Source organism: Amycolatopsis sp. NPDC098790, assembly GCF_044759945.1.
Classification (GTDB): domain Bacteria; phylum Actinomycetota; class Actinomycetes; order Mycobacteriales; family Pseudonocardiaceae; genus Amycolatopsis.
Map to the genome: position 1 here is coordinate 2504035 of NZ_JBIWAI010000001.1, position 24519 is coordinate 2528553.

Here is a 24519-nt window from a genome sequence, read left to right on the forward strand (position 1 = left end):
GTCACGATCGACCCTGAACTGGTGACTGTCGGTGCTTTTCCTTTCTAGCGTGCACCCGCAGTGCGCCAGTTGAGTGTCGCTTGGCGTGTCGTAGGCTCCGGCACCAAACCGGAGCGGTGTGGGTCCTTGTCACAATTCAGGGACTCAGTGCTAGGAGGGCACACTTCATGAGGAGAACCAAAGCAGTCTCCGCCTTGTCGCTCGTCGCAGGCGCCTCGCTGCTGCTGAGCGCCTGCAGCGGTGGCGACTCGGGCTCGGGCAGCACCGACCAGAACGGGTCGTCGACCGACGTCAAGTCCATGGCGGTCGGCAAGGCCGAGCAGGGTGACACGTTCAAGCTCGCGGACGTCAAGGGCTGGGACGGCACGGTCACGGTCGGGATCGACGACGGGTACTCCGGGTACAACAACAACACCCCGGACACCAACAGCTCGTACAACACCTACATCTTGACCGCCGTCCTCGAAGACTCCTTCGTCCTCGACGGCAACAACAAGATCCTGCTCAACAAGGACATGTTCGACTCGGTCGACGTGACCTCCAAGGACCCGCAGGTCGTCACCTACAAGATCCGGCCGAACCTCAAGTGGTCGGACAACGAGGCCTTCGACTGCAAGGACCTGTACCTGAACTGGCTGTCGCAGAGCGGCCAGGCGAAGGGCACGGACGGCAAGAACCCGTTCAACGCCGCTTCGACCACCGGTTACGACAAGATCAAGACCGCGACCTGCAAGGACAACCTGACCTTCGAGACGGACTACAGCGAGCCGTACCTCGACTACAAGGGCCTGTTCTCCGGCGTCTCGATCCTGCCGGCGCACGTCCTCGAGAAGCAGACCGGCATCCCGGACATCACCAAGCTGGCGCCGACCGGCGACCCGGCCCTGCTGTCCAAGGCCGGCGACTTCTGGACGAACAAGTGGAAGGGCTTCGACAAGGCCCTCATGCCGGCTTCCGGGCCGTACATGATCGACTCGTTCGACGCCAACCAGAAGTCCGTCACGCTGGTGAAGAACCCGAACTGGGCGGGCGGCAAGGGCGGCCCGGCCAAGATCGTGGTCCGCGCCATGGAAGACACCAAGGCCATGGCGACCGCGCTGCAGAACGGTGAGATCGACGTCGCGGCGTCGACCCAGCCGGACGCCACCGCGGCCAACACGATGAAGGGCCTCTCGGCGCAGGGCGTGACCTACGGTTCGGCTCCGCAGTTGACCTACGAGCACCTCGACCTGCAGTTCAACCGCATGTTCAAAGACGACGCGCTCCGCAAGGCGTTCTTCGAGGTCGTCGACCGCAAGGCGATCACCGACAAGCTGCTCAAGGAAGTCCAGGCCGACGCGGCCCCGCTGAACTCGATCGTGTTCTTCCAGGGTGAAGAGGGCTACACCGACCTGTACGGCAGCAAGGCCGGCCTGGGTGCCGAGGCGGCGGCGAAGACGCTGACCGACGCGGGCTGGGCGAAGGGTGCCGACGGCATCTTCGCCAAGGGTGGCCAGCGGGCTTCGTTCAAGATCACGCACAACCAGAACGCCCGCCGCAGCCAGACCGTCGAGATCATCATCTCGCAGGCCAAGGCGGCCGGTATCGAGGTCAAGGACGAGACCGACGCCAACTTCCTCAAGGGTGGCCGCGTTTCGACCGGTGACTACGACATCGCGCTGTTCGGCTGGTCGTCGGCTCCGTACAAGTCGCAGTCGCGCTCGATCTACGTCTGCCCGACCAACGGTGGCGACCAGAACTACCAGAACCTGTGCGACCCGAAGATCGACGCGGCCTTCACCGAGGCCGTGAAGGCGACGGACGAGCAGGTCAAGCTCCAGAGCTACCAGGCCGCCGACAAGGCCATCGCGGACAAGTACGCGACGCTCCCGCTGTTCCAGACGCCGAGCATGTGGGCGTTCAAGGGCATCGACCGCGTGTACATGCAGTCCTACAACGGTGTCCTGTGGAACGCCGGCGAGTGGGAGCAGAAGAAGTAGGGCTCGCCCCGCGTCTTCTTTCCCCTCGTTCCAGATGACCTGGGAGGTACCGGGGTCCGGCCACGAGCCGGGCCCCGGTACCCACCGGAAGTAGCTGTTGACCGTAGGGTTACCCCCACTACGGTAGACAACCGGGTAGCGGTCCAGCGCACTTCTGACGACCAGGCCCGGATGAGGAGCAGTTCGTTGAACCTGGTGATCTACATCCTTCGCCGTCTGGCGATATCGATTCCCGTCCTGCTGGTCGGGACCTTTTTGTCGTTCGTGATGGTCGCCGCCACCGGTGACCCGCTCGGCGAGCTCCGCAACAACCCGCAGCTGAGCAAGGACGCGATCGACGCGCTCTCCCACAAGCTGGGCCTGGACCAGGGTGTCGTGCCGCGGTACTTCAGCTGGCTCGGGGACTTCCTCCAGGGCGACTGGGGCACGTCCATCGCGCAGGGCAACGCGCTGCAGCCGGTCGCGCCGAAGGTGATGGCGGCGTTCGGCGTCACGTTCAAGCTGGTCGTCGGAGCCGAGATCCTCGCGCTGATCATCGGCATCATCGTCGGCGTCCTCGCCGCGGTGAAGCAGTACTCGATCGTCGACTACCTGGCCACCACGCTGGCCTTCCTGCTGTTCTCGATGCCGATCTTCTGCATCGCGATCGTGCTGAAGAACTACGCGATCGAGATCAACGGCTGGGTCCGCGACCTCGGCCTGCAGGACGTCCTCGGCAATCCATGGCTACGCACGACGAGCCCGGAACAGCTGAAAACGGACGGCGTCGGGGACTTCATAACGAGCACCATCGGCGCCTACCTGCTCCCGACGCTGTCGATCATGGCGATCAGCTTCGCCGCGTACAGCCGGTTCCAGCGGGCGTCGATGCTCGAGGTGATGGGCTCGGACTACGTGCGCACCGCGCGGGCCAAGGGCCTCGCGAACGGCCGGGTCATCTTCCGGCACGCGTTCCGCAACGCCCTGATCCCCGTCACGACGCTGTTCTCGGTGAACTTCGGCTCGGTCCTCGCCGGCGCGATCATCACCGAGACGGTGTTCAACTGGCACGGTATGGGCACGTTGCTGGTGGAAGCCGTCAACAAGAACGACACTCAGGTGATGATGGGCTGGCTCGTGGTCATCGCCACCAGCGTGATCATCGCCAACCTGATCGCCGACCTGGTGTACGGCATCCTGGACCCGAGGATTCGCGTTGGCTGACTTGAACTCCCTCCTCGCGAGCGAAACCGCCACCAAGGACGGCACGCTCCCGCCGGAAGCGCTGCCCGAACCCCGGAGCCAGGGCAAGCTGGTGCTCCGGAAGTTCCTGCACCACAAGCTGGCCATGGCGTCGACCGCGGTGCTGGTGCTGATCGTGCTGCTCAGCATCATCCTGCCGATCTTCTGGAAGCACAGCTACGAGGACAGCTCCTTCCCGTCCTTCGCGAAGCCGAGCGGCGACTTCCCGCTGGGCACCACGCAGGTCGGCAAGGACATGGTGTCGCAGATCCTGCGCGGCACCCAGTTCTCGCTGCTCATCGCGCTCACGGTGTCGATCCTGTCGACCGTGGTCGGCGTCGTGCTGGGTGCGCTGGCGGGCTACCTGCGCAGCTTCACCGACTCGGCGGTCTCGCGGGTGACGGACCTGTTCCTGATCATCCCGCAGATCGCCGCGGCGGCGATCCTGGCGAAGGTGTTCGGGAGCGGCTCCTGGTACATCGTCGCGCTGGTGCTGGCGGCGTTCGGCTGGATGCAGATCGCCCGGATCACCCGCGCCGAAGCGATGTCGCTGTCCCAGCGCGAGTTCGTCGACGCGGCGCGCGCTTCGGGTGCCGGCACGTTCCGGATCATCTTCAAGCACCTGGTGCCGAACATGGTCGGCAGCATCACGGTCAACGCGACCCTCGCGGTCGCGCAGGCCGTGCTGGCGGAAGCCGCGCTGTCGTTCATCGGCCTGGGTGTCCAGCTGCCCGACACCTCGCTGGGCCGCGTCATCCTGGAGAACTACGCCCAGCTGCAGACGCGGCCGGCGTTGTTCTTCGGGCCGTTCATCGTGCTCGTGCTGATTTCACTGACGATCAACTTCATCGGTGACGGTCTTCGCGACGCCTTCGACCCGCGGCAGCGGAGAATGAAGGCCTGAACGCCGACGCGGGGGTGACCGGTTCCGGTCGCCCCCGCGTCCGTTTTCGCGCGTGGATCGCCGGACCTGGGGGTTTCGGATGAATCTCGTGCTCTACGTGCTCCGCAGGCTGGCCATCTCCGTCCCGGTCCTGCTGATCGGCACGTTCCTCTGCTTCGTCATGGTGGCCAACACCGGCGACCCGCTCGGCGAGCTGCGCAGCAAGCCGGGGATCAACCTCCAGGCGATCGCCGACACCGAGCACAGGCTCGGCCTGGACCAGGGCGTCGTCGCGCGGTACTTCACCTGGCTCGGCCACTTCCTCACGGGCGACTGGGGCATCTCGATCGCCCAGGGCAACGCGCTCCAGCCGGTGGCGCCGAAGGTGATGGCGGCCTTCAAGGTGACGCTCGAGCTGGTCCTCGCCGCGTCGATCCTGGCGTTGATCTTCGGGGTGCTGGTCGGGGTGCTCGCGGCCGTCAAGCAGTACTCGATCTGGGACTACCTGGCGACGACGCTGGCGTTCCTGATGTTCTCGATGCCGATCTTCTGCATCGCGATCGTCCTCAAGGGCTACGCGATCCGCCTGAACGGCTGGGTGCGCCAGCTGGGCCTGTCCGACGTCCTCGGAGACCCGTGGCTGCGCACGACGAGCCCGGAGAGCCTCACCGCGACCGGCGTGGGCGACGCGCTCGCGAAGTACGTCGGCGCGTTCCTGCTGCCGACGCTGTCGATCATGGCCATCACGTTCGCCGCGTACAGCCGGTTCCAGCGGGCGTCGATGCTGGAGGTCCTGGGCGCGGACTACGTCCGCACAGCGCGGGCGAAGGGCGTCTCGAACAGCCGCGTGATCTGGCGCCACGCGTTCCGCAACGCGCTGATCCCGGTGATGACGCTGTTCTCGGTCAACTTCGGCGCCACGGTGACGGGCGCGATCATCACGGAGACGGTCTTCAACTGGCACGGCATGGGCACGCTGCTGGTGGAGGCGGTCAACAAGAACGACCCCCAGGTGCTGATGGGCTGGCTGGTGGTGATCGCGGCGAGCGTGGTGATCGCGAACCTGGTGGCCGACTTGCTGTACGGCATCCTGGACCCCCGCATCCGCGTCGGCTGAAGGGCACCTTCGTCACGTCAGACGCAGCGAAGGGGCCCTTCCTCGCATCGGATGCGAGGAAGGGCCCCTTCAGCGCTTGTCAGTCGGCGACGGGGGCCAGCTTGCCGGCCTCCCAAGCCGCACGGCGCTCGGCCTGCAGCACCGGGTCCGCCACCGGGGCCGCCGACAGCAGGCGGCGCGTGTAGTCCTGCTGGGGCGAGTGCAGCACCTGGTCGCGCGTGCCGACCTCGACGAGCTTGCCGTGCTGCATCACCGCGACGCGGTCGGCCAGCAGGTCGACCACCGCGAGGTCGTGGCTGATGAACAGGCACGCGAACTGCAGCGACTGCTGCAGGTCCAGGAACAGGTCCAGCACGCGGGCCTGCACCGACACGTCCAGCGCCGACGTCGGCTCGTCCGCGATCAGCAGCGCCGGGTCGAGCGACAGGGCGCGGGCGATCGCCACGCGCTGGCGCTGGCCGCCGGACAGCTCGTGCGGGTAGCGGTTCATGTAGTGCCCGCCCAGCTCGACCTTGTCGAGCAGCGAGCGCACGCGCGCCGACAGCTCCTTGCCGGACAGCACCTTGTGCAGCACCATCGGCTCGGCGATCGACTCGCCGATCGTCATCTTCGGGTCCAGAGTGGACGCCGGGTCCTGGAACACGATGGAGAAGAACCGGCGAAGGGGGCGGATCTCCTTCGCGGACATCTTCGTGATGTCCTTGCCGGCGATCGCGATGGTGCCCTGGGTGGCCTGGAGCAGGCCGACCGCGCAACGCCCGACCGTCGTCTTGCCCGAGCCGGACTCGCCCACCAGGCCGACGATCTCGCCCTTGGCGATGGTCAGCGAGACGTCGTCGACCGCGCGGTTCTTGCCCTGACCGCGGCGGCCCGGGTACTCGAGCACCAGGTTCTTGATCTCGAGGGCCGGCGCGGCCTCCTCGATGACAGCCTCGAGCTCTTCGTCCGCCAGCCGGATCTCCTCGGCGATCTTGGCCGCCTCGGTGCTGTCGGTGGCGATCCCGGCGTCGTCGAGCAGGCGGCGGCCCTCGGGACGCTGGCCGAGCACCGGCACCGCGGCGAGCAGCCGCCGGGTGTAGTCCTCCTTCGGCGACGCGAACAGCTCGCGCACCGGCGCCTCTTCGACGATCTCGCCCTGGTACATCACGATGACGCGGTCGGCCATGTCGGCGACGACGCCCATGTCGTGCGTGATCAGCACGATCGCGGTGTCGAGGGTGTCGCGCAGCTTGCGCAGCAGGCCCAGGATCTCCGCCTGGACGGTGACGTCGAGCGCGGTGGTCGGCTCGTCGGCGATGATGACCTTCGGGTCGCAGGCGATCGCCATCGCGATGACGACGCGCTGGCGCAGCCCGCCCGAGAGCTGGTGCGGGTACTGCTTGAACCGCAGCGGCGGGTTCGGGATGCCGACCATGTCCAGCAGCTCGACCGCGCGCTTGTCCGCGGCGGCCTTGGAGATGTCCAGGTGCGAGCGCAGGGCCTCGCGCAGCTGCCAGCCGACCGTGTAGACCGGGTTCAGCGCCGTCATCGGCTCCTGGAAGATCATCGCGACCTGGTTGCCGCGGATCTTCTGCATGTCCTTCTCTTTGAGATCCGCCAGGTTGCGCTCGCCGAGGCGCAGCTCGCCGGCGATCTTGCTGGTCTTGGGCAGCAGGCCCAGCACCGACATCGACGTGACGGACTTGCCGGATCCCGATTCCCCGACCACGGCGACGATCTCGCCGGGCTTGACGTCGAAGCCGATGCCCTTGACGGCGTTCACGACGCCGTCTTCGGTCCGGAACGACACGCTGAGATCGGAGATCGACAGAACGGATCCGGACACGCCGGCGACGTCCGCCGAAGTTGCTTCAGTGCTCACCAAGATGCCCTTCGTGGGGGTACAGACGATCGCGACGCGGCGGTCGCGACTCGCGCGAGGATAACCGAGGGTGTCCCCGACGAAGGTCGGACCACGGGAATTACGCTCAACCCGTGATCTCCCCGGTACCGCGCAGGCTGCTGCTCGTCCACGCCCATCCCGACGACGAGAGCATCACCACCGGCGCCACGATCGCACGATACGCCGCCGAAGGCGCCGAGGTGACCGTGGTGACCTGCACGCTCGGTGAGGAGGGCGAGGTCATGGCCGGCCTGCCCGAGCTGGCGGGCCTTGGCGCCTGGGCGGCGGACCAGCTGGGCGGCTACCGCGTCGCCGAGCTGAAGGCCGCGTGCGCCGCGCTGGGGGTGTCACGACATCGTTATCTGGGCGGGATCGGCCGGTGGCGCGATTCGGGCATGGCGGGCACGCCGTCGGCGTCGCACCCGCGGGCCTTCACCGGCGGCAGCGCCGAGGAGCAGGCCGCGCAGCTGGCCGAGGTCCTCGACGAGGTCCGGCCCCAGGTCGTCGTCACCTACGACGCCTTCGGCGGCTACGGCCACCCCGACCACATCCGCGCCCACGAGATCACGATGGCCGCGGCGCCGCGGGCGGAGTCGGTGGCGCGGGTGTTCCACACGGTCACCTCGCGTGACGCCGTCCGCGCCGGACTGGCCGCGTTGCGTTCCCTCGGCGAGACGGTGTTCGCCGTGCCGCCGGACGACGAGCTGCCCACGACCCCGGACGACGAGATCACGACGACGCTCGACGTCGCCGCGTACGTCCCGGCGAAGCTGGCGGCGCTGCGCGCGCACGCGACGCAGCTGACCGTGGTCGACGGCGACGTCCCGTACTTCGCGTTGACGAACGAGGTCGCCCAGCCGATCCCGGCGCACGATTCCTTCGTCCTGGCGAACGGGCCGGCCGAGGGCGCGGCGGACGACCTGTTCGGCGGGCTGTGACCGTGCCGGACGCGTTGACCTGGGACCAGCGGCTGCTGCTGGCGCTGCTCGTCCTCGACACGGTGCTGCTGGCCGTGCTGGAGCTGTTCTTCCTGCCGCTGCGGATCGGCGCCGTGCCGCTGCCGGTGACGGTCGTCGTCGGCGCCGTCACCACGCCGTGGCTGGTGTCGACGACGGCGAAGCTGGTGCGGCCCGCGCTTTCGTGGGTACCCCTCGCGGTGTGGGTGGTCGTCGTGTTCGGGCTCGGCCTGCTGGGCCCGGGCGGCGACCTGGTGCTGATCCAGGACTGGCGGGCCCTGGTGCTGCTCGGCGCGAGCGCGCTGCCGGGCGCGCTGGTCCTCGGCGGCGGGCTGGGCCAGGCGGCGGGAAGGAAACCGGGACGTGGCTGAGGCGATCTCCGACAAGCAGGTCGTGGCGGTGCTGCGGCCGTTCGTGCGGGCGTGCGGGCCGATGCTCGACGCGCTGCGCGAGTCCGACCCGTTCGGCCTGCAGGCGCGGGCGAAGGAAGATCTCGCGGAGGTCGAGTCCGGCCTGAAGGCGAAGCTCATCCACGGCGTCACGTCGGTGAAGGTCCCCGGCACGGCGGCGTGGGCGCGGATGACGGGCTACGACCGGTCGAGCTGGTGGATGAACCGCGTCGGCCGCTTCACGGCGCTGCTGACGTCGATCCCCGGCCTGGGCGGCGCGCTGGCCGACCGGCTCCCGGTGCAGGACACGCTGGGGGCGGCGTCGCAGGGGCTGCTGCTGTGCGCGATCGCGGGCGAGTACGGCGTGACGGACGTCGGCACCCGGGTCCGGCTCATCGCGTGGGTGCTGTTCGAGCGCGACATCGACGCGGACCTCGCGGCGGGCAAGCACCCGGAGCACGACGAAGCGGCGGAGGCGGACGAAGCGGCTCGCCTGACCGAAGACCTGACGGCGTCGGAGAAGAAGCACGGCAAGGCGACGGTCAAGGCGGCGGGCCGGACGCTGTGGCGGCTGGGCCGGGGACTGCTGGGGATCACGGAAGAGCTGGAGAAGCGGCCGCGGGGAAACCTCTTCCACCGGGCGCTGGGCATGCTGCCGGTCGTGGGCGCGGCGGGGGACTACCTCGGCGAGCGGTCGGGGTTGCGGGAGGTCTGGAAACGGGCGCACGTCTGGCTGACCGAGCACCGCACGTGATCTTCCCGCGCGGTGCCCGGCCCAAACCTCAGTTCCAGAACTGGAAGACGCTGAACCCGATCTGCGCGCCGTCCACGTAGCCGCCGAAGGCGCCGAAGATCGAGTACGAGGCCTCCCACAGGGCCGTGTTCGCCGGGCGGAAGAACCACAGGATCGCGAACAGGATGATCGGCGCCCACGGACGCACCTTGGCGCCGATCTCGCGCGCCTGCGGGGGCAGGTACGGCTCGATCGCGCCCCAGCCGTCGAGGCCCGGGATCGGGAGGATGTTCAACAGGAACGTCACGATCTGCAGCAGCGCCAGGTACGACATCGCGATCACCAGGCCGCCCGCCATCGGGACCAGCGACACCACCAGCGCGAGCGCCGCGCCGACCGCGAGGTTGCTCAGCGGCCCGGCCAGCGACACCCACGACGACGTCGCGCGGTTGCGCAGCGCGCCGCGGTTGATCCAGACCGCGCCGCCCGGGAGCGGGATGCCGCCGATGATCAGGAAGATCAACGGCAGGATGATCGACAGGACCGGGTCGGTGTACTTCCGGACGTCGAGCGTCAGGTAACCCTTGTGGGCGACGCTGTAGTCACCGCCGCGGTAGGCGACCATCGCGTGGCCGAACTCGTGCAGCGACAGCGACGCCACCCAGCCGGCGGCGACGAAGATCACGACGCCGGCGATGAGCAGCGGATCGCGGTCGCGGACGAAAACGGTGTTGATGTCACCGAACGCGGCCATCGCACCGCCGGCGACGGTGAGCGCGAGGATGCCGAGGAAGACCGGGCTGGGACGCACTGCTGACTTCTGCACGCTTCCAGTCTTCCGTATGCCCGGTGTGAAGTTACCGGCGTGTCCCCTTGCGCGATCGGGCCCGAACGTCCCCCGAACTCGCTACTCCGCTTGACCTGACCGCACTACACGGGTGTAATCACAGTGATGTCATTCGCCGCCTAGAGGGGACGGCGGGTGTCGTTTCACCACCGCCAGCCTGGGGAGTGCTAGGGAGCGAGGAGGCGGACGTGCGGTTGGAAGCCGATGGGAAGGAATGGGGGCACGTCATGAGTTGGGGCGAGATCCCGGAGCAGGCTCTGGGAGATCTCACCGAGCTCATCGATGCCACCGAAGAAGAGCAGGATTGGCAGGAACGCGCCCTGTGCGCGCAGACGGACCCGGAGGCGTTCTTCCCCGAGAAGGGCGGTTCCACCCGCGAAGCCAAGCGGATCTGCCTGGGCTGCGAGGTCAAGGACGAGTGCCTTGAGTACGCGCTGGCCCACGACGAGCGCTTCGGCATCTGGGGCGGTCTGTCCGAGCGGGAGCGCCGGAAGCTCAAGAAACGAGCCATCTAGAGGGGGAGTCACCGGTGATGCGTGGCGTCACCGGTGATTCCACGTGGTGAACACGCGTGGGTTCACCACCGGGTGACGGACCGGGGCCGTAGGGTGGCCGCACCGACTCCCCGCCTGAACCGGAGTGTTCGTTGCCCCGCACCGCCGCGCCGCCCGTCCTGCGCACCGCGCCCGTTCTGGCCATTGTGGTCTGTCACAACGGCGAAAACTGGTTACCGCTGGCGCTTTCTTCGTTGCGCCGCAGCACGGTCCGGCCGCGGCACGTGCTCGCCGTCGACACCGGATCCACCGACGCCACCCCGCGGCTGCTCGCCGAAGCGGCCGACGATCCCGGCCCGGATTCTTCTCCCGTGCTCTCCGGGGTCATCACACTTTCGAGCGAAACCGGCTTCGCCGCCGCGATCGCCGAAGCCGTCGCGCACGCCACCGAGCGCTGGGGCGACCCCGGCTCGTGGCTCTGGCTGCTCCACGACGACTGCGCCCCCGAGCCCGACTGCCTCGACGAACTCCTGCGCGTCGCCACCAAAAACCCGTCCGCGACCGTGCTCGGCTCGCTCGGCCTCGACTGGACCGACCCGCGGCTGATCGTCGAAGCGGGCCTGTCCACCGACGCCTCCGGCCACCGCCAGCAGATCGCCGCCCTCGGCGAGGAACCCGCCGAGGTGCTCGCCGTGCCCAGCGCCGGCTCGCTCGTGCGCCGCGACGCCTGGGACGACCTCGGCGGCTTCGATCCCGAATTCCCGTTGCTGCGCGAGGATCTCGACTTCGGCTGGCGCGCGAACGCCGCCGGCGGGCTCGTCCTCTCCGTGCCGACCGCGCGGGTGCGGCACGCCCGCGCCGTCACCACCGGGCAGCGCGCGGCCGGCGCCGTCGCCACCCCGCTCGCGGCCGCGAACCGCGCCCACGGGCTGCGCGTGTTCCTCGTGAACTGCTCGCCGTTTTCCTTCTGGCTGGGCATGATCCGGCTCCCGCTGCTCTCCCTGCTGCGCGCGCTCGCGTTCGTCCTGCTGCGACGCACGGGCGAAGCACGCGCGGAGTTCGCCGCGGCGACGTACCTCCTCAGTGGACGCGGCGGATTGCGCGCCGCCCGCGCCCGGCGACGGCGGAATCCGCGGCCCGGCTCGGTTCGCGGGCTCTTCACCGGACGTTGGACGCGCTTGCGCAACGCCGTGCGCGCCGGCGTAGTCGGGTTGGTGCGCCGCGGTGTCGAGGAAGACGTCGCGCTCGGGCGTGTTCCCGAGACCGTCGAAACCGAGTCGGCGTGGGTGACGCCGGAAGCGCTCGACGCACGGGAGACCCGGCCGGTCGGGCCGGACGCACTGCCGGCGGGCGCGTTGCGCGGGCTCAGCTCGCGCGGGTCCGGGCTGCGCAAGCCGGGCACGCTCGTCGCCGTCGCGCTGCCGGAAACCCCGGCGCCCGAAGCGGCCGTCGAAACCGAAGACGCGCCGGCTGTCGCCGAAGAGCCCGAGATCGTCTTCGTCGAAGTGAACCGGCGGCGCGTGCTCGCGGCGACGATCTTCGCGCCGCCGGTCGTGCTGCTCGTCGTCCTGACCGCGCTGGGCCTGGTCGTCAACCGGGCCCGGCTCGGCCTCGACCTCTTCGGCGGCAAGCTGCTGCCGGTCGGCGGGCTGGGCGAACTGTGGACGTCGTACCTGACGCCGTGGCACGCGGTCGCGGGCGGCACGGGCGCGCCCGCGTCGGCGACGCTCCCGGTGCTCGGCGCGCTCGGCGCCGTGTTCGCACCCATCGGCGGGCCGGCCGCGCTCGTCGCGATCCTGCTCCTCGGGGACATCCCTCTATCGGCGATAGGGGCGTATGTCGCGACCCGGCGTCTGCGCGTGCGCCGGTGGGTCCGTGCGGTCGTCGCCGCGACGTACGCGCTGCTGCCCGCCGCGACCGCCGGTGTCGCGCAGGGCCGGCTCGACGTCGTCGTGGTGCACCTCGCGCTGCCGCTGGTGGCCGCGGGCATCGCCGGGCTGCTGGTCCGCGCGGACACGCGCTGGCTGCACGTCGCCGCTCTATCGGCGATAGGGGTGGCGGTGCTCGGCGCGTTCTCCCCGCTCGCGCACGGGCTCGCGCTCGCCGGGCTGCTGATCGGCTTCGTCGTGCTGCCGGCGCCGACCGGGCTCGCGCGGCGGATCGCGTCGGTCGGCATCGTGGTGCTGCTGCCGCTGGCGCTGCTGCTGCCGTGGCCGACGGTTCTGCTGCGGCACCCGGAACTGCTCGTGCAGGGACTCGGCGGCGCGGCCGCGACGGTGTCCGGCACCGACCTGGCCGGCCTCGACCCCGGCGGCCCGGGTGCGTGGCCGATCGGCGTCGCGGTGATCGCGGCGGCGCTGATCGCGATCGTCGTCCGCCCGACGAAGCTCGCCGCGGGCGGGCTCGCGCTGGCCGCGCTGGGCGCGGGCGGCCTGGTCCTGGTGCGGCTGGTGACGGCGACCCCGATGCAGGGTGGCTCGCCGGCGCACGGCTACGCGGGCGTGCCGCTGCTGATCGTCGGCGCCGGGCTGCTGTGGGTCGTGCTCGGTTCGTGGCAGCGCGGCGGCTCGGCTGGGGTGCCGTCGCCGTGGCTGCCGAAGGTGTTCGCGGTCGCGGGGGTCGTGGTGTTCCTCGCGCTGGCGGCGGGCGCGGTGGTGGTCGGCGGCCAGGGACCGCTGCGCGCCGGCGAACGTCCTTCGCTCGCGCCGGAGGTTTCGGCCGAGCTCGCGGCTTCCGGCCGGTCGATCCTCGACGTGGAGACCGACGCGACCCGCCAGATCGGCGGCCGCCTGCCCCACTACGGCGACGACGAGCTGGCCCCGACCCCCGGCACCCCGGCCCGCCTGGCGGCGTGGCGCCGTGACCTCGGCCAGGGCGACGCGGCGGCGGTCCAGGGCACGTTCGCCGCCGCGGCGGCCGCGGGGGTGCAGTTCGTGGTCCTCCCGGCAGGCGTCGACCCGCAGGCGTACCCACCGCTGGCGAAGGAGCTGGTCTCGGTGGCCGCACCGACATCGGACGGTCGCGGAGTGCTCCGGCTGCTCCCACCGGCCGGCCAGGTGATCCTGATCTCGCCGGAGCAGGCGAAGGCGGCGGTAACGGGCGGCGGCGCGCCTGGGAACGCGCCGGGCGTGGCGCCGGTCCAGGCGGGGCTGCCGGACGTCCGGGTCCGGGTGTCCGACGGCCCGACCGGCCGCCTGCTGGTCCTCGCGGCGGAGCAGGAGGCGGGCTGGAAGGCCTCGGTGGGCGGCAAGGGCGTGCCGATCGTGCCGGCGTGGGGGCACCAGGTGGCGGTGTCGGTGCCGCCGACGTCGTCGGAGGTGACGGTGGAGTTCCCGGGGACCGAGCGGAACTTGCTGCTGCTGGCCCAGCTGGCGGCGGTGCTGTTCACGCTGCTGACGGCGGTCCCGGCCCGGCGCCGCTTGCCCCAGTGACCGCTTGCCCCAGTGAAGGAGCGAGGTGGTCATCCCGTCGCCTGAGGCCGGTAAATCACTTTGAGCCGGGCCCGCAACCCACAGCGCAACGAGACACAACAACGCAACCTTGCGGGCCCGGCTCAAAGTGATAGGCCTCGTTCAGGCGACGGGATGACCACCCCGCGGCCCACTTACCAAGGTGAGGGGACAGCGGCGGCCATCCCAGAGCCTGCCCGTCCGGCGAGGACATTCTTTTTCTTCTAAGCCGTGGCAGACTTGCGACTTGACGTCCGAGGGGCAGAAGTCTTCCGCGGCTCAGCTCTTCCGCGGCTCAGCGGGTCCGACCTCCCCCGCCCCTCCGGTGGGATTTTCAGTCGGGGGGGGGGGGGGGGGGGGGGGGGGGGGGGGGGGGGGGCGGCCCCCCCCCCCCCCGCGGGGGGGGGGGGGGGGGGGGGGGGGGGGGGGGGGGGGGGGCGGGGGGGGTGGGTGTGGTGGGGGGGTGTGTGTCGCCGCCCGCCCGCCCGCCCCCCCCCCCCCCCCCCCCCCCCCCCGACTGAAGGGACGGCTGGGATGAGGGGCGGGGGAGGTCTGGTGACGTTGTTGGCCGGCTTGCGTTGCCGGCTGCCGGTTCGCAGCGAGTGGCCGGCTACTCGCCTTCGATGACGTCCGGCTCCACGCCGAGATACCCCGCCACCTGCTCCACCAGCACGTCGTGCACCAAATCCGCCAGCTCCGACGGATCCTTCGCCCGCGCCTCCAACGGCCGCCGGTACAGCACGATCCGGGCCCGCGTCGGCAACCCCGTCCGGTCCACCCCCGCCGGGACCAGGCGCGACAACGGCACCGCCCCGTCGTGCAGCACCCCGTCCGACGGCGCACGGCCGTTCTCGCGCACTTCCGGCACGTCGTCGACCGCCACGTCCAGCTTCGTCAGCTCGTGGCGCCAGCGGGCTTCGATCGGCTCCAGCGCGTCGAGCACCAGCGCGTCGAACCTCTCCGCGCGGCTCGCGGCGGCGGGCAGGGTCGCCGGGTACAGCGTTCCGCGCAGGCCCCGGCCGTGCCGGTCCCGTCGCGAACGCCGCCGCTGTCGGTAGTCACGAGCCGTCGCCACCCCGGAAGTCTATGCGGTCGGCGCGTCCCAGCGCGTGTCGCTCCTACTAGCTTGCGGCGACGCGCTATCGTTTCGGATCGTGCGGAACGTACGGAAGTGTTCGCGTACCGGCTGCCTCGAGCCGGCTGTGGCCACGCTGACGTATGCCTACAGCGACTCCACCGCCGTCGTCGGACCCCTGGCCACCGCTTCCGAGCCGCACTCCTACGACCTCTGCGAAGCCCACGCGCTGCGGCTGACCGTCCCCAAGGGTTGGGAAGTCGTCCGGCACGAGGGTGCCTTCGCCGCGCCGGACCCGTCTGCCGACGAGCTGACGGCGCTGGCCGAGGCCGTGCGCGAGGCCGGCCGCCCCGGCAAACCAGCCCCCGCGCCCGAGCCGGAGGGCCCGTCCGGGCGCCGCGGCCACCTCCGGGTCCTCCCCGGTCGCGCCTGAACGCGTAACCCACCCACCCCGCCGGTAGGCTTTCCGCGCGGCGCAGCGGGCGCCGGGACGACTATTCGCGGGGAGACGGCGTGCCAGACCTTTCGGGCATCGTGAAGGCCTACGACATTCGCGGCGTGGTCGGCGAGCAGCTCGACGCGGACCTCGTCCGCGACTTCGGCGCCGCGTTCGCCCTGCTCATCAAGCCGGAAGCGCCGGCCGTGGTGATCGGGCACGACATGCGGGACTCTTCGCCGGGGCTGTCGGCGGCCTTCGCCGAGGGCGTCACCTCGCAGGGCCTCGACGTCGTGAGCATCGGGCTGGCCAGCACCGACCAGCTCTACTTCGCCTCGGGTTCGCTGAACCTGCCGGGCGCGATGTTCACCGCCAGCCACAACCCGGCCAAGTACAACGGCATCAAGATGTGCCGCGCGGGCGCGTCCCCGGTCGGCCAGGACACCGGCCTCGCCGAGATCCGCGACACCGTCGAGCAGGGCGTGCCCGGCTTCGAGGGCCAGCGCGGCAGCGTGTCCGAGCGGGACGTCCTCGCCGACTACGCCGCCTACCTGCGCAACCTCGTCGACCTGTCGGGCAGCCGGCCGCTGAAGATCGTCGTCGACGCCGGCAACGGCATGGGCGGGCACACCGTCCCGACCGTTTTCGACGGGCTCCCGATCGACGTCGTCCCGATGTACTTCGAGCTCGACGGCAGCTTCCCGAACCACGAGGCCAACCCGCTGGACCCGGCCAACATCGTCGACCTGCAGGCGAAGGTGCGCGAGGTCGGCGCGGACGCCGGCGTCGCGTTCGACGGCGACGCCGACCGCTGCTTCATCGTCGACGAGCGCGGCGAGCCGGTTTCGCCGAGCGCGATCACGGCGCTGGTCGCCGTCCGCGAACTGGCCAAGGACCCGGGCGGCACGATCATCCACAACCTGATCACGTCCAAGGGCGTGCCGGAGATCGTCGCCGAGCACGGCGGCAAGCCGGTCCGCACCCGCGTCGGCCACTCGTTCATCAAGGCCGAGATGGCCCGCACCGGCGCCATCTTCGGCGGCGAGCACTCGGCGCACTACTACTTCCGCGACTTCTGGCGCGCCGACACCGGCATGCTGGCGGCGCTGCACGTCCTCGCCGCACTCGGCGAGCAGACCGGCCCGCTGAGCGAGCTGACCAGCGCGTACTCGCGCTACGCGGCCTCGGGTGAGATCAACTCCACGGTCGACGACCAGGTCGCCAAGATGATGGCCGTCAAGGACACCTTCGGCACCCGCTCCGGCGTCGAGCTCGACGAGCTGGACGGCCTGACCGTGCAGCTGCCGGGCGGCGCCTGGTTCAACCTGCGCCCCTCGAACACCGAACCGCTGCTCCGGCTGAACGTCGAAGCCGCGAACGACGAGGCCGTGCAGGGCCTGGTGGACGAAGTGCTCGCGATCATCCGCAACTGACCGTCCACGGTGAAGGCACCGCAACCGTGTCCGGAAGGTGCCCTTCACCACACCCCTCTGCGTGGTATGGAGGAACCATGGCCATCACGCTCGACGCCCAGCTCCTCGAGATCCTGGCGTGCCCGTCGCCCGATCACGCCCCGCTGCGTCCCGGATCGCCGGACGACGCCGAGGCCGACGCGCTGACGTGCACCGAATGCGGCCGGGTGTACCCGGTCCGCGACGGGATCCCGGTGCTGCTGCTCGACGAAGCCACCCTGCCCGGCGACACCGGAAACTCCGATGCCGACAGTGCTTGACGACTCGCTGCTGGACGACCCCGGGCGGCTGGCCGAGGCCGACAGCTCGGGGCTGCTCCGGGCCGCCGCGATGGCCGGCGCCCAGGTGCGGGCGACCGCCGAGAGCGCTGCCGAGCTGGAGCTCTCCGAACGGCTGGACATGGGCCGCCCGCGGGCGGTCGTGCTGATCGACCGGCCGGGCGTGAGCCGGACGCTCACCCGGCTGCTCGCGGCGCTGCTGACGCCGTCGTGCCCGGTCCCGGTCGTCGTCGCCGAGGTGGTGCCGAGCTGGATCGGCGCGCTCGACGTCGTGTTCGCGCACACCGACGACCCCGGCGACCGCGAACTCGCCGCCTCGCTGGAGCGCGCCGCGCGCTACGGCGCTTCGGTGGTGCTCTCGGCGCCGGCGGAAGGTCCGGTGGCGGCCGCCGTCGCGGGCAAGGGTGTGCTGCTCGCGCCGCGGATCCCGGTGCCGCCGGAGCTGGCGTTCCCGCGCGGCTTGGCCGCCGGGCTGCTCACCGCGAACGCGCTGGGCCTGCTGATCTCCGACGTCCAGGTGCTGGCCGACCAGCTCGACCTGGAGGCCGAGAAGGACTACCTGGCCCGCGAGTCGTTCGCGAACCCGGCCAAGGCGCTCGCGCTGCGGGTCGCCGACCGCGTGCCGCTGCTGTGGGGACTGGACCCGGTCGCCGTCGCCGTCGGCGAACACGCTGCGCACGCGTTCGCCGCCCACGCTGCTACCGTCTGTGACGTCGAGGACTATCGTCAGGCTCTTGCGCGTCCCGCCTTGCGCCGGGCCGCGCAATCGAGTGGCGCGGAGCGTGACATCTTCGCCGATCCGGACGATCCATCAGGTGACATCCCGACCCGGGTGCTGCTCCTCTCGGTGCGAACCGGTCCGGCCACGGACGCGGCGCGCTACCAAGCCGAGGATCTGCTCCCCGGGGCGGACGTCATCGCCCCGGCCGAGGAGATCGAGGCCGACGAAATCGTGCGGGCCGCGGTGCTGGCGCTGCGGTTCGAACTGGCGGCGGTCTATCTCGGGCTGGCGGCGGGCAGCATCGGCGGCGCGGGCCGCTTCGCGCCCGCGACGGCGTGAGACCCGCCGAAGGAGTGGAGTTGAGGTGACAGTGGAGCTGCTGCGCAACGCGGTGCGGCCCTACGCCTGGGGATCGCGCACGGCGATCCCCGAGCTGCTGGGCCGTCCGATCCCCGCGCCGCACCCCGAGGCCGAGCTGTGGATGGGCGCCCACCCGGGCGACCCGTCGCACGTCATCGGCCCCGACGGGACCGAGCGGAGCCTGCTGGAGCTGGTGGACGCCGACCCACTCGGCCAGCTGGGTGAACGCTGCGCGAAGCGGTGGGGCGGGCGGCTGCCGTTCCTGCTGAAGATCCTCGCGGCCGAGGAGCCGCTGTCGATGCAGGCGCACCCGTCGGCGGCGCAGGCCGCGGAGGGGCACGCCCGCGAGGAGAAGCTGGGCATCCCGCGTGACGCGGCGAACCGCAACTACCCGGACCCGACGGCGAAGCCGGAGCTGGTCTGCGCGCTGACGGAGTTCCACGCGCTGGCCGGGTTCCGCGCGCCGGACCGCACGGTGAAGCTGCTGAAGGCGATCGAGACGCCCGGGCTGGCGAAGTACACGGGCCTGCTCGAGGCGCAGCCGGACCCTTCGGGACTGCGGGCGCTGTTCACGACGTGGATCACGCTGCCGCAGCCGTCGCTGGACTCGCTGCTGCCGGAGGTGCTCGACGCGTGCGTTCGCCACGTCCAGGAGCACGGCGAGTTCGCGGTGGAGTGCCGGACGATCCTGGAGCTCGGCGAGGCGCACCCGCGTGACGCGGGCGTGCTGGCGGCGTTGCTGCTGAACCGGCTGACGCTGCGCGCGGGCGAGGCGATCTACCTGCCGGCCGGCAACCTGCACCTCTACCTGCACGGCACGGCCGTGGAGATCCTGGCGAACTCGGACAACATCCTGCGGTGCGGGCTGACGCCGAAGCACGTGGACGTGCCGGAGCTGCTGCGCGTGGTCGACTTCGCGTGCGGCGAGATGCCGGTCCAGTGCGGTGACGGCGGCGACCGCCTCTCGGTGTACCGGACGGACGCACCGGAGTTCGAGCTGTCGCGCGTCGAGTGGGCGGCGGGGCAGGACGACGAGATCTCGGTCGACAGCGTGGGCCCGCAGATCCTGCTGTGCACGGCGGGCGACCTGCTGGTGACGGCCGACGACGGCGAGAAGGTCGAACTGCGGCGCGGTCAGTCGGTGTGGCTGCCGGCGGCGGACCCGCCCGTCCACGTCCGCCCGTTGGGCGGCGAGCGGGCGCAGCTGTTCCGCGCGACGGCGGGAACCTGCGAGGACTGACTTCCGCGCGGTTCTGTGTGCGTTCCGTGTGGTGCTCTTCTCCACTATCGCTCGTAGGGGTGGTTGTTACGCCCCTTCGCGGCGATTTTCGAGGAGAGCGAGCTTGTGACTTCCCATCCCGATGCCGCGACCGGGCCTCCCCAGCCTGCCCCGGTCGCGGCGCCGTCCCGGCCCGGAGCGCTGCTCGCGCTGGCCGGGGTGGCCGTGCTGTCGGCGCTGGCGGCGATCGTCGACGGGGTCCTGTACTTCGCCGGCGGCCGTGACATGGCGCTGGACGTCTCGGCGCAGACGATCGCGTCGATCACGGGGACGTCCGCGGACTCGGTGAGGGCCGACGGCGGCGCCCTGCTGCAGGCGGCCGCGGACGAGGTGCAGAGCACGCTCCAGGTCCGTGGCGGGCTGGCGATCTTCTTCGGCGTGCTGTTGCTGGCGTGCGGACTGCTGGCGCTGCGGGGAGCGGCGTGGGTGCGGGTGCTGCTGACGCTGGCGGCGCTGGCCAACGCGGGGGTGGCGTTGCGGCTGGCGACGGACATCGAGGGCGGAACGGCGGCGATCCGCGGCGTGGCGTGGCTGGTCGTGGTGACGGGGCTGGTGGCCGTGGTGCTGTCGTGGCTGCCGCCGGTCAACCGGTACGCGAAGGTGCGCAAGAGCCAGTAGTCCTCTGGGGGTGACGCCGGTCGCGGGGCCCGGCGTCCGTGGGCTCGGGGTGGTGCCGCGAGGGGGCGGCACCACTCTGGCGAGACTGAGCGGATCGGCGCATGGCCGGGGAGGGACGGCGCCGGTCCGCTCGGGGTTCGCGCGGGTGGGGGCTCGCTGTGGGGCGCGCTGCGTTGGGGGGCGTTTCGGTGAGGACGAGGGGTGTTCACCGAAGGCCGCTCGGGCGTGGCTCACCAGCGGGGGAGCCCGGCGCGCGGGTGATCAGGCGGGCAAGGGCGAGGGCTTTCACCGAGGTGTGGCTCGCCGGAGCACCCGCCGCGTCTCAAGCGGGCTCGGTCAGCGCCACCAACGCCCGCCGCAACGCTGCCGCACTCGCGTCGCGCGGGTCCGCCAGCTCCTCCGCCTCCGCAGCCGCTTCCAACGCCCCCGCCGAATCACCCGCCGCTTCGCAGGCCCGGGACAGCACCAGCAACGTCAACCCCGTCGCCGAGCGGCCGCCCATCGACCGCAACTCCGCCAAGCACTCCCGCAACACCGGGATCGCCTCCCGTGCCCGCCCTTCGCCGATCCAGCTCGCCGCGATCGCCCGCGTGCACGACAGCTCCCGCGGCCGCTCGTCGAGTTCCCGCGCCAGTGACCGGGCCTCCGAGAACGCCGCCGTCGCGCGGGATCGGGCGCCCGTTGCCGCCGAGATGGCTCCCAACGTCCGCAACGACTTCGCCAACGCCGAGCGCGCCACCGTTGCGCGCAGCAGCTCCACCGACTCCGCGATCGCCGACGCCGCCTCGGCGTCCGATCCCGTCAGCAGCGACGACCACGCGAACCCGTGCAGTGCCATGCCGATCCGGCGCGGGTCGCCCGTCGCGCGGGCCGCCGCCAGCGCCAGCTCGTCGACTTCGTGCGCCTCCGCCACCCGGCCCAGCCGCAGCAGCGCCGCCGATTCCGCCGCCCGGACCAGGTGCGCCTCCCGCTGACCGTCCACAGTGAACAATTCGCGGGCCTCGGCCGCCGTCTGCAACGCCTCTTCCGCGCGGCCCAGCCCGATCAGGCAGTGCGCCAGGTTCGCCGCGACCCACGCGTGCGTCAGGCGGTCACCGCTGGCCTCGAGCTCCTTCGCGCACGCGCGATACGCCGACGCCGCCTCGAAGTACTGCCCGCGCGCGTGCCGCAGCAAAGCCAAGTTGGCCTCCGCGAGCACCGCCGTCGCGCGGTCGTCCGCGGCCGCCAGCACCGTTTCGTACGCCGCTCGCAGGTCCGCGTAGTGCCCGTGCAAGTACAAGTACACGCTCAGCTTGTCCAGCAGCAGCAACGCTTCCCGCGCGCCCAGCGAGCCGATCAGCCGCACCAGGTTCGCGCGCTCGGCCGCGAACCAATCCTCCGGACGCTCCAGCAACCGCGACACCAACGCGTCCGGCAGCGGCTGCGGCAACGGCGAGTGCGCCACCGCCGGCATCGGCACCGTGCGCGGCAGCCGGGCCGCGGCCGCGCCGGCGAGCGCGAGGGTCGCCGCCAGCACCGTCGACGAGCCACCTTCGACAGCGGGCCCTTCCGCCGCGTACAGCCGGACGAGGTCGTGCATCCGGTACCGGCCCTCGCCGGTCGCGTCCGGGCCGCGCGCCTCCAGCAAGCTCGCTTCGACGAGCTCTTCGACCGCCTCGTCGGCGTCCGGGGTGCCGATGAGCGTCGTGACCGCCCACGACGGCAGGTCGACCAGCCGGCACCGCCCCAGCAGCCCGAACGCGCGCCGCGCCGGCGGCCGCAACCCCTCGTGGCTCAGCGCGATGCTGCTCCGGACGGCCAGGTCGCTCACGGTCAGCTCGTCGAGGCGGCGGACCTCGTCCTCCAACCGGTCGGCCAGCTCGCCGAGCCGCAGGTGCGGGCGGATGGCCAGCCTGCTGCCCGCGATCCGCAGGGCCAGCGGCAGCCGCGCGCACGCGGCGATGATCCGGCCCGCGTCGGCGCGCTCGCGGGTCACGCGCGCCCCGGCCAGGCGGTTCAGCAGCTCGGCGGCTTCGTCGTCGGACAGCGGGCCGAGCGCCAGCCGGTGCGCGCCGGCCAGCCCGCTCAGCCGCTGCCTGCTGGTCACCAGCACCGCGCAGCCCGGCGTGCCCGGCAGCAGCGCGCGGACGTGCTCGGGGTCGACGGCGTCGTCGAGCACCACCAGCACCCGCCGGTCGGCCAGCCGGCCGCGGAACACCGCCGCGCGGGCGCGGACGTCGTCCGGCACCGCGGGACCGGGGACGCCGAGCGCGCGCAGCAGGTCGGCCAGCACCTCGCCGACGGCACGCCCCAGCGGCACGTACAGCTGGCCGTCCGGGAAGCGCGCCCGCAGCCGGTGCGCGGCGCGGACGGCCAGGGTGCTCTTGCCCGCGCCGGGTTCGCCGCTCAGCACGGCCACCGGGACGCCGGTGTCGCGGCCCAGGACGCCGGTCAGCTCGGCCAGTTCGGCGTCGCGGCCGGTGAAGTCCGCGATGTCCGGCGGCAGCTGGCACACCGGCCAGATCGGCGGCGGCAGGCGCGGCACCGGGTCCTCGCCCCGCAGGACGGCGGCGTGCACCCGGCGGGCTTCGGCGCCCGGTTCGACGCCCAGCTCTTCGATCAGCGTCGTCCGCAGCCGCCGGTAGATCTCCAGCGAGTCGCCCTGCCGCCCGGCCCGGTGCAGCGCGATCATCAGCTGCGCGGCCAGCCGCTCGCGCAGCGGGTGTTCGGTGATCATGGCCTGCAGCTCGCCGGTCAGCTCGCCGTGGCGCCCCGCGGTGAGCTCGGCGTCGACGCAGTCCTCGAACACGGCGAGCCGCTCGGACTCCAGCCGCGCGACGTCGGCGTCGAGCCGCGGGACGTGCAGCCCCGCCAGCACCGGCCCCCGCCACTGCGCGAGCGCCCGCCGGTAGTGCTTCGACGCGGCGACGGCGTCCCCGGCCCGCTGCCCGTCCGCGACGGCCGCCCGGAAGACGAGCAGGTCCAGCTCGTGGGGTTCGACGCACAGCCGGTAGCCGAGCGGCCCGTACTCGACGCGCAGGCCGTCGATCCGCTCGCGCAGCCGCGAGAGGTAGGTGTGCAGGTTGGAGGCGTAGGACTTGGGCGGCCGCTCCGGCCACAGCGCTTCGACCAGCACGTCGACGTGGACGTGCTGGTTGGCGTTGAGCAGCAGCACGGCCAGCAGGGTGCGCTGCCGATCGCCCCGCAGCGTGACCCAGTGCCCCGGCGCCCCCTCGACGGCGAGCGGCCCGAGCACACCGAAGCGAGCCATGTCCACCTTCCCCAGTGCCGGAGCGGTCACCGTAGCGAAGGGGTCCGACAGAAACCGGCGGTCCGCCCGTTACCCCGGGCGGGCACGGCCGCGGCCGCGGCGCCCCATTAGGCTCCACCCGGACATACAGGACCTACCAGGGGAGCGGTCGTGTCAGCTGGAGGCGGAACCAAGGCGATCATCGCCGCGCTCGGGGCGAACGCCGGGATCGCGGCCGCGAAGTTCGTCGGCTTCCTCGTCACCGGGTCGTCGTCGATGCTCGCGGAGTCCGTGCACTCGCTGGCCGACACCACGAACCAGGGCCTGCTGCTGCTCGGCCAGAAGACGTCCAAGCGGGCCGCGGACAAGGAGCACCCCTTCGGCTACGGCCGGGACCGGTACTTCTACTCCTTCATCGTCGCGCTGATGCTGTTCACGCTCGGGTCCGCCTTCGCGATCTACGAGGGCATCCACAAGGTCGGCCACCCCGAGCCGCTCGAGTCGCCGATCGTCGCCGTGATCATCCTGCTCGTCGCGGTCGGCTTGGAGGGCTACAGCTTCTACACCGCCGTCGGCGAGTCACGGAAGATCAAGGGCGACGCGACCTGGTGGGGCTTCATCCGCCAGGCCAAGGAGCCCGAGCTGCCGGTGGTCCTGCTGGAGGACGCCGGCGCGCTGATCGGCCTGATCCTCGCGCTGCTGGGCGTCGGGCTGTCGGTCGTCACCGGCGACCCGGTCTGGGACGGCGTCGGCACCCTCGGGATCGGCGTGCTGCTCGGGATCATCGCGATCATCCTCATCGTCGAGATGAAGAGCCTGCTCATCGGTGAGGGCGCGAACGAGGGCGTCCTCGCGACGATCGTCGACGAGCTCGCCGCCGGCAAGGTCGAGCGCGTCATCCACATCCGCACCCAGTACATGGGCCCGGACGAGCTGCTCGTCGCGGCGAAGCTCGCGATGGTGCCCGGCCTCGACACCGCCGAGCTGGCCACGGCCATCGACGACGCCGAAGCGCGCGTCCGCGCCAAGGTGCCCGTCGCGAAGCTCATCTACCTCGAACCGGACCTCGACCGCAGCCTCGCGAAGTAGCGCCCGGACTCG

General features: G+C 71.4%; 20 protein-coding genes. 16 read left to right on the forward strand and 4 right to left on the reverse strand.

Features of this window, described 5'->3' with window-relative positions; genetic code table 11:
* The first annotated feature begins 167 nt into the window (after positions 1–167).
* The 4 genes from ACIQWX_RS12520 (at position 168) to ACIQWX_RS12535 (ending at position 5200) form a co-directional block, all read left to right on the forward strand.
* Positions 168–1979: an ABC transporter family substrate-binding protein gene (locus ACIQWX_RS12520; RefSeq protein WP_400868726.1), complete on the forward strand. Its 1812-nt coding sequence runs from the start codon at positions 168–170 to the stop codon at positions 1977–1979.
* 186 nt (positions 1980–2165) lie between these two features.
* Positions 2166–3182, forward strand: coding sequence for an ABC transporter permease (locus tag ACIQWX_RS12525; protein ID WP_400868728.1), 1017 nt, complete (start codon positions 2166–2168; stop codon positions 3180–3182).
* A complete protein-coding gene (locus tag ACIQWX_RS12530) occupies positions 3175–4104 on the forward strand; it encodes an ABC transporter permease (RefSeq protein ID WP_400868730.1) in 930 nt (309 codons plus the stop codon). Before ACIQWX_RS12525 ends, ACIQWX_RS12530 begins: the two co-directional genes overlap by 8 nt.
* 79 nt (positions 4105–4183) lie before the next feature.
* Positions 4184–5200: an ABC transporter permease gene (locus tag ACIQWX_RS12535; RefSeq protein WP_400868732.1), complete on the forward strand. Its 1017-nt coding sequence runs from the start codon at positions 4184–4186 to the stop codon at positions 5198–5200.
* Positions 5201–5279: 79 nt separating this feature from the next.
* Here ACIQWX_RS12535 and ACIQWX_RS12540 read toward each other — a convergent pair whose 3' ends face one another.
* Positions 5280–7061, reverse strand: a complete 1782-nt coding sequence (locus ACIQWX_RS12540) for an ABC transporter ATP-binding protein (protein ID WP_400868734.1) — start codon at positions 7059–7061, stop codon at positions 5280–5282.
* 113 nt (positions 7062–7174) lie between these two features.
* On the opposite strand from ACIQWX_RS12540, the gene mshB reads away from it, so the two are divergent.
* The 3 genes from mshB to ACIQWX_RS12555 are packed head-to-tail and all read left to right on the forward strand — an operon-like array spanning position 7175 to position 9181.
* The gene (gene mshB, locus ACIQWX_RS12545) at positions 7175–8020 is read left to right on the forward strand and encodes an N-acetyl-1-D-myo-inositol-2-amino-2-deoxy-alpha-D-glucopyranoside deacetylase (protein WP_400868736.1); all 846 of its coding nucleotides are present in this window, start codon (positions 7175–7177) and stop codon (positions 8018–8020) included.
* The gene (locus ACIQWX_RS12550) at positions 8017–8409 is read left to right on the forward strand and encodes a hypothetical protein (RefSeq protein WP_400868738.1); all 393 of its coding nucleotides are present in this window, start codon (positions 8017–8019) and stop codon (positions 8407–8409) included. Before mshB ends, ACIQWX_RS12550 begins: the two co-directional genes overlap by 4 nt.
* The gene (locus ACIQWX_RS12555) at positions 8402–9181 is read left to right on the forward strand and encodes a hypothetical protein (RefSeq protein ID WP_400868740.1); all 780 of its coding nucleotides are present in this window, start codon (positions 8402–8404) and stop codon (positions 9179–9181) included. Before ACIQWX_RS12550 ends, ACIQWX_RS12555 begins: the two co-directional genes overlap by 8 nt.
* A gap of 28 nt (positions 9182–9209) precedes the next feature.
* Here ACIQWX_RS12555 and ACIQWX_RS12560 read toward each other — a convergent pair whose 3' ends face one another.
* On the reverse strand, positions 9210–9971 hold the full coding sequence (locus ACIQWX_RS12560; RefSeq protein WP_400869566.1) for a site-2 protease family protein: 762 nt from the start codon (positions 9969–9971) through the stop codon (positions 9210–9212).
* Between the two features lie 263 nt (positions 9972–10234).
* Between ACIQWX_RS12560 and ACIQWX_RS12565 the strand changes: the two genes are divergently transcribed.
* Together ACIQWX_RS12565 and ACIQWX_RS12570 are read left to right on the forward strand one after the other, a co-directional pair.
* Positions 10235–10522 (forward strand): WhiB family transcriptional regulator, encoded by a 288-nt coding sequence (locus ACIQWX_RS12565; RefSeq protein ID WP_167379630.1) that lies wholly within the window; start codon positions 10235–10237, stop codon positions 10520–10522.
* Between the two features lie 131 nt (positions 10523–10653).
* Positions 10654–13932 (forward strand): glycosyltransferase, encoded by a 3279-nt coding sequence (locus ACIQWX_RS12570; RefSeq protein ID WP_400868742.1) that lies wholly within the window; start codon positions 10654–10656, stop codon positions 13930–13932.
* A gap of 628 nt (positions 13933–14560) precedes the next feature.
* Here ACIQWX_RS12570 and ACIQWX_RS12575 read toward each other — a convergent pair.
* Positions 14561–15025, reverse strand: a complete 465-nt coding sequence (locus ACIQWX_RS12575; protein ID WP_364384953.1) for a metallopeptidase family protein — start codon at positions 15023–15025, stop codon at positions 14561–14563.
* Between the two features lie 79 nt (positions 15026–15104).
* On the opposite strand from ACIQWX_RS12575, the gene ACIQWX_RS12580 reads away from it, so the two are divergent.
* From ACIQWX_RS12580 to ACIQWX_RS12605, 6 genes are all read left to right on the forward strand, one after another.
* On the forward strand, positions 15105–15458 hold the full coding sequence (locus ACIQWX_RS12580) for a DUF3499 domain-containing protein (RefSeq protein ID WP_086677666.1): 354 nt from the start codon (positions 15105–15107) through the stop codon (positions 15456–15458).
* Positions 15459–15538: 80 nt separating this feature from the next.
* Positions 15539–16894 carry a phosphomannomutase/phosphoglucomutase gene (locus ACIQWX_RS12585; RefSeq protein WP_400868745.1) on the forward strand — a complete coding sequence of 452 codons (1356 nt, stop codon included), beginning with the start codon at positions 15539–15541 and terminating at the stop codon, positions 16892–16894.
* Between the two features lie 77 nt (positions 16895–16971).
* The gene (locus ACIQWX_RS12590; protein ID WP_400868747.1) at positions 16972–17193 is read left to right on the forward strand and encodes a Trm112 family protein; all 222 of its coding nucleotides are present in this window, start codon (positions 16972–16974) and stop codon (positions 17191–17193) included.
* A complete protein-coding gene (locus tag ACIQWX_RS12595) occupies positions 17177–18271 on the forward strand; it encodes a hypothetical protein (RefSeq protein WP_400868749.1) in 1095 nt (364 codons plus the stop codon). The genes ACIQWX_RS12590 and ACIQWX_RS12595 overlap by 17 nt, the downstream gene beginning before the upstream one ends.
* A gap of 31 nt (positions 18272–18302) precedes the next feature.
* Entirely contained in the window at positions 18303–19532 is a 1230-nt protein-coding gene (gene manA / locus ACIQWX_RS12600; RefSeq protein ID WP_400869570.1) for a mannose-6-phosphate isomerase, class I, read from the forward strand.
* Positions 19533–19637: 105 nt separating this feature from the next.
* Positions 19638–20189 (forward strand): hypothetical protein, encoded by a 552-nt coding sequence (locus ACIQWX_RS12605; RefSeq protein ID WP_400868751.1) that lies wholly within the window; start codon positions 19638–19640, stop codon positions 20187–20189.
* A gap of 322 nt (positions 20190–20511) precedes the next feature.
* On the opposite strand, the gene ACIQWX_RS12610 is transcribed toward ACIQWX_RS12605, so the two are convergent.
* A complete protein-coding gene (locus ACIQWX_RS12610; protein WP_400868753.1) occupies positions 20512–23439 on the reverse strand; it encodes a BTAD domain-containing putative transcriptional regulator in 2928 nt (975 codons plus the stop codon).
* A 150-nt stretch (positions 23440–23589) separates the two neighbouring features.
* Between ACIQWX_RS12610 and ACIQWX_RS12615 the strand changes: the two genes are divergently transcribed.
* Entirely contained in the window at positions 23590–24507 is a 918-nt protein-coding gene (locus ACIQWX_RS12615) for a cation diffusion facilitator family transporter (RefSeq protein ID WP_400868755.1), read from the forward strand.
* Positions 24508–24519 lie beyond the last annotated feature (12 nt).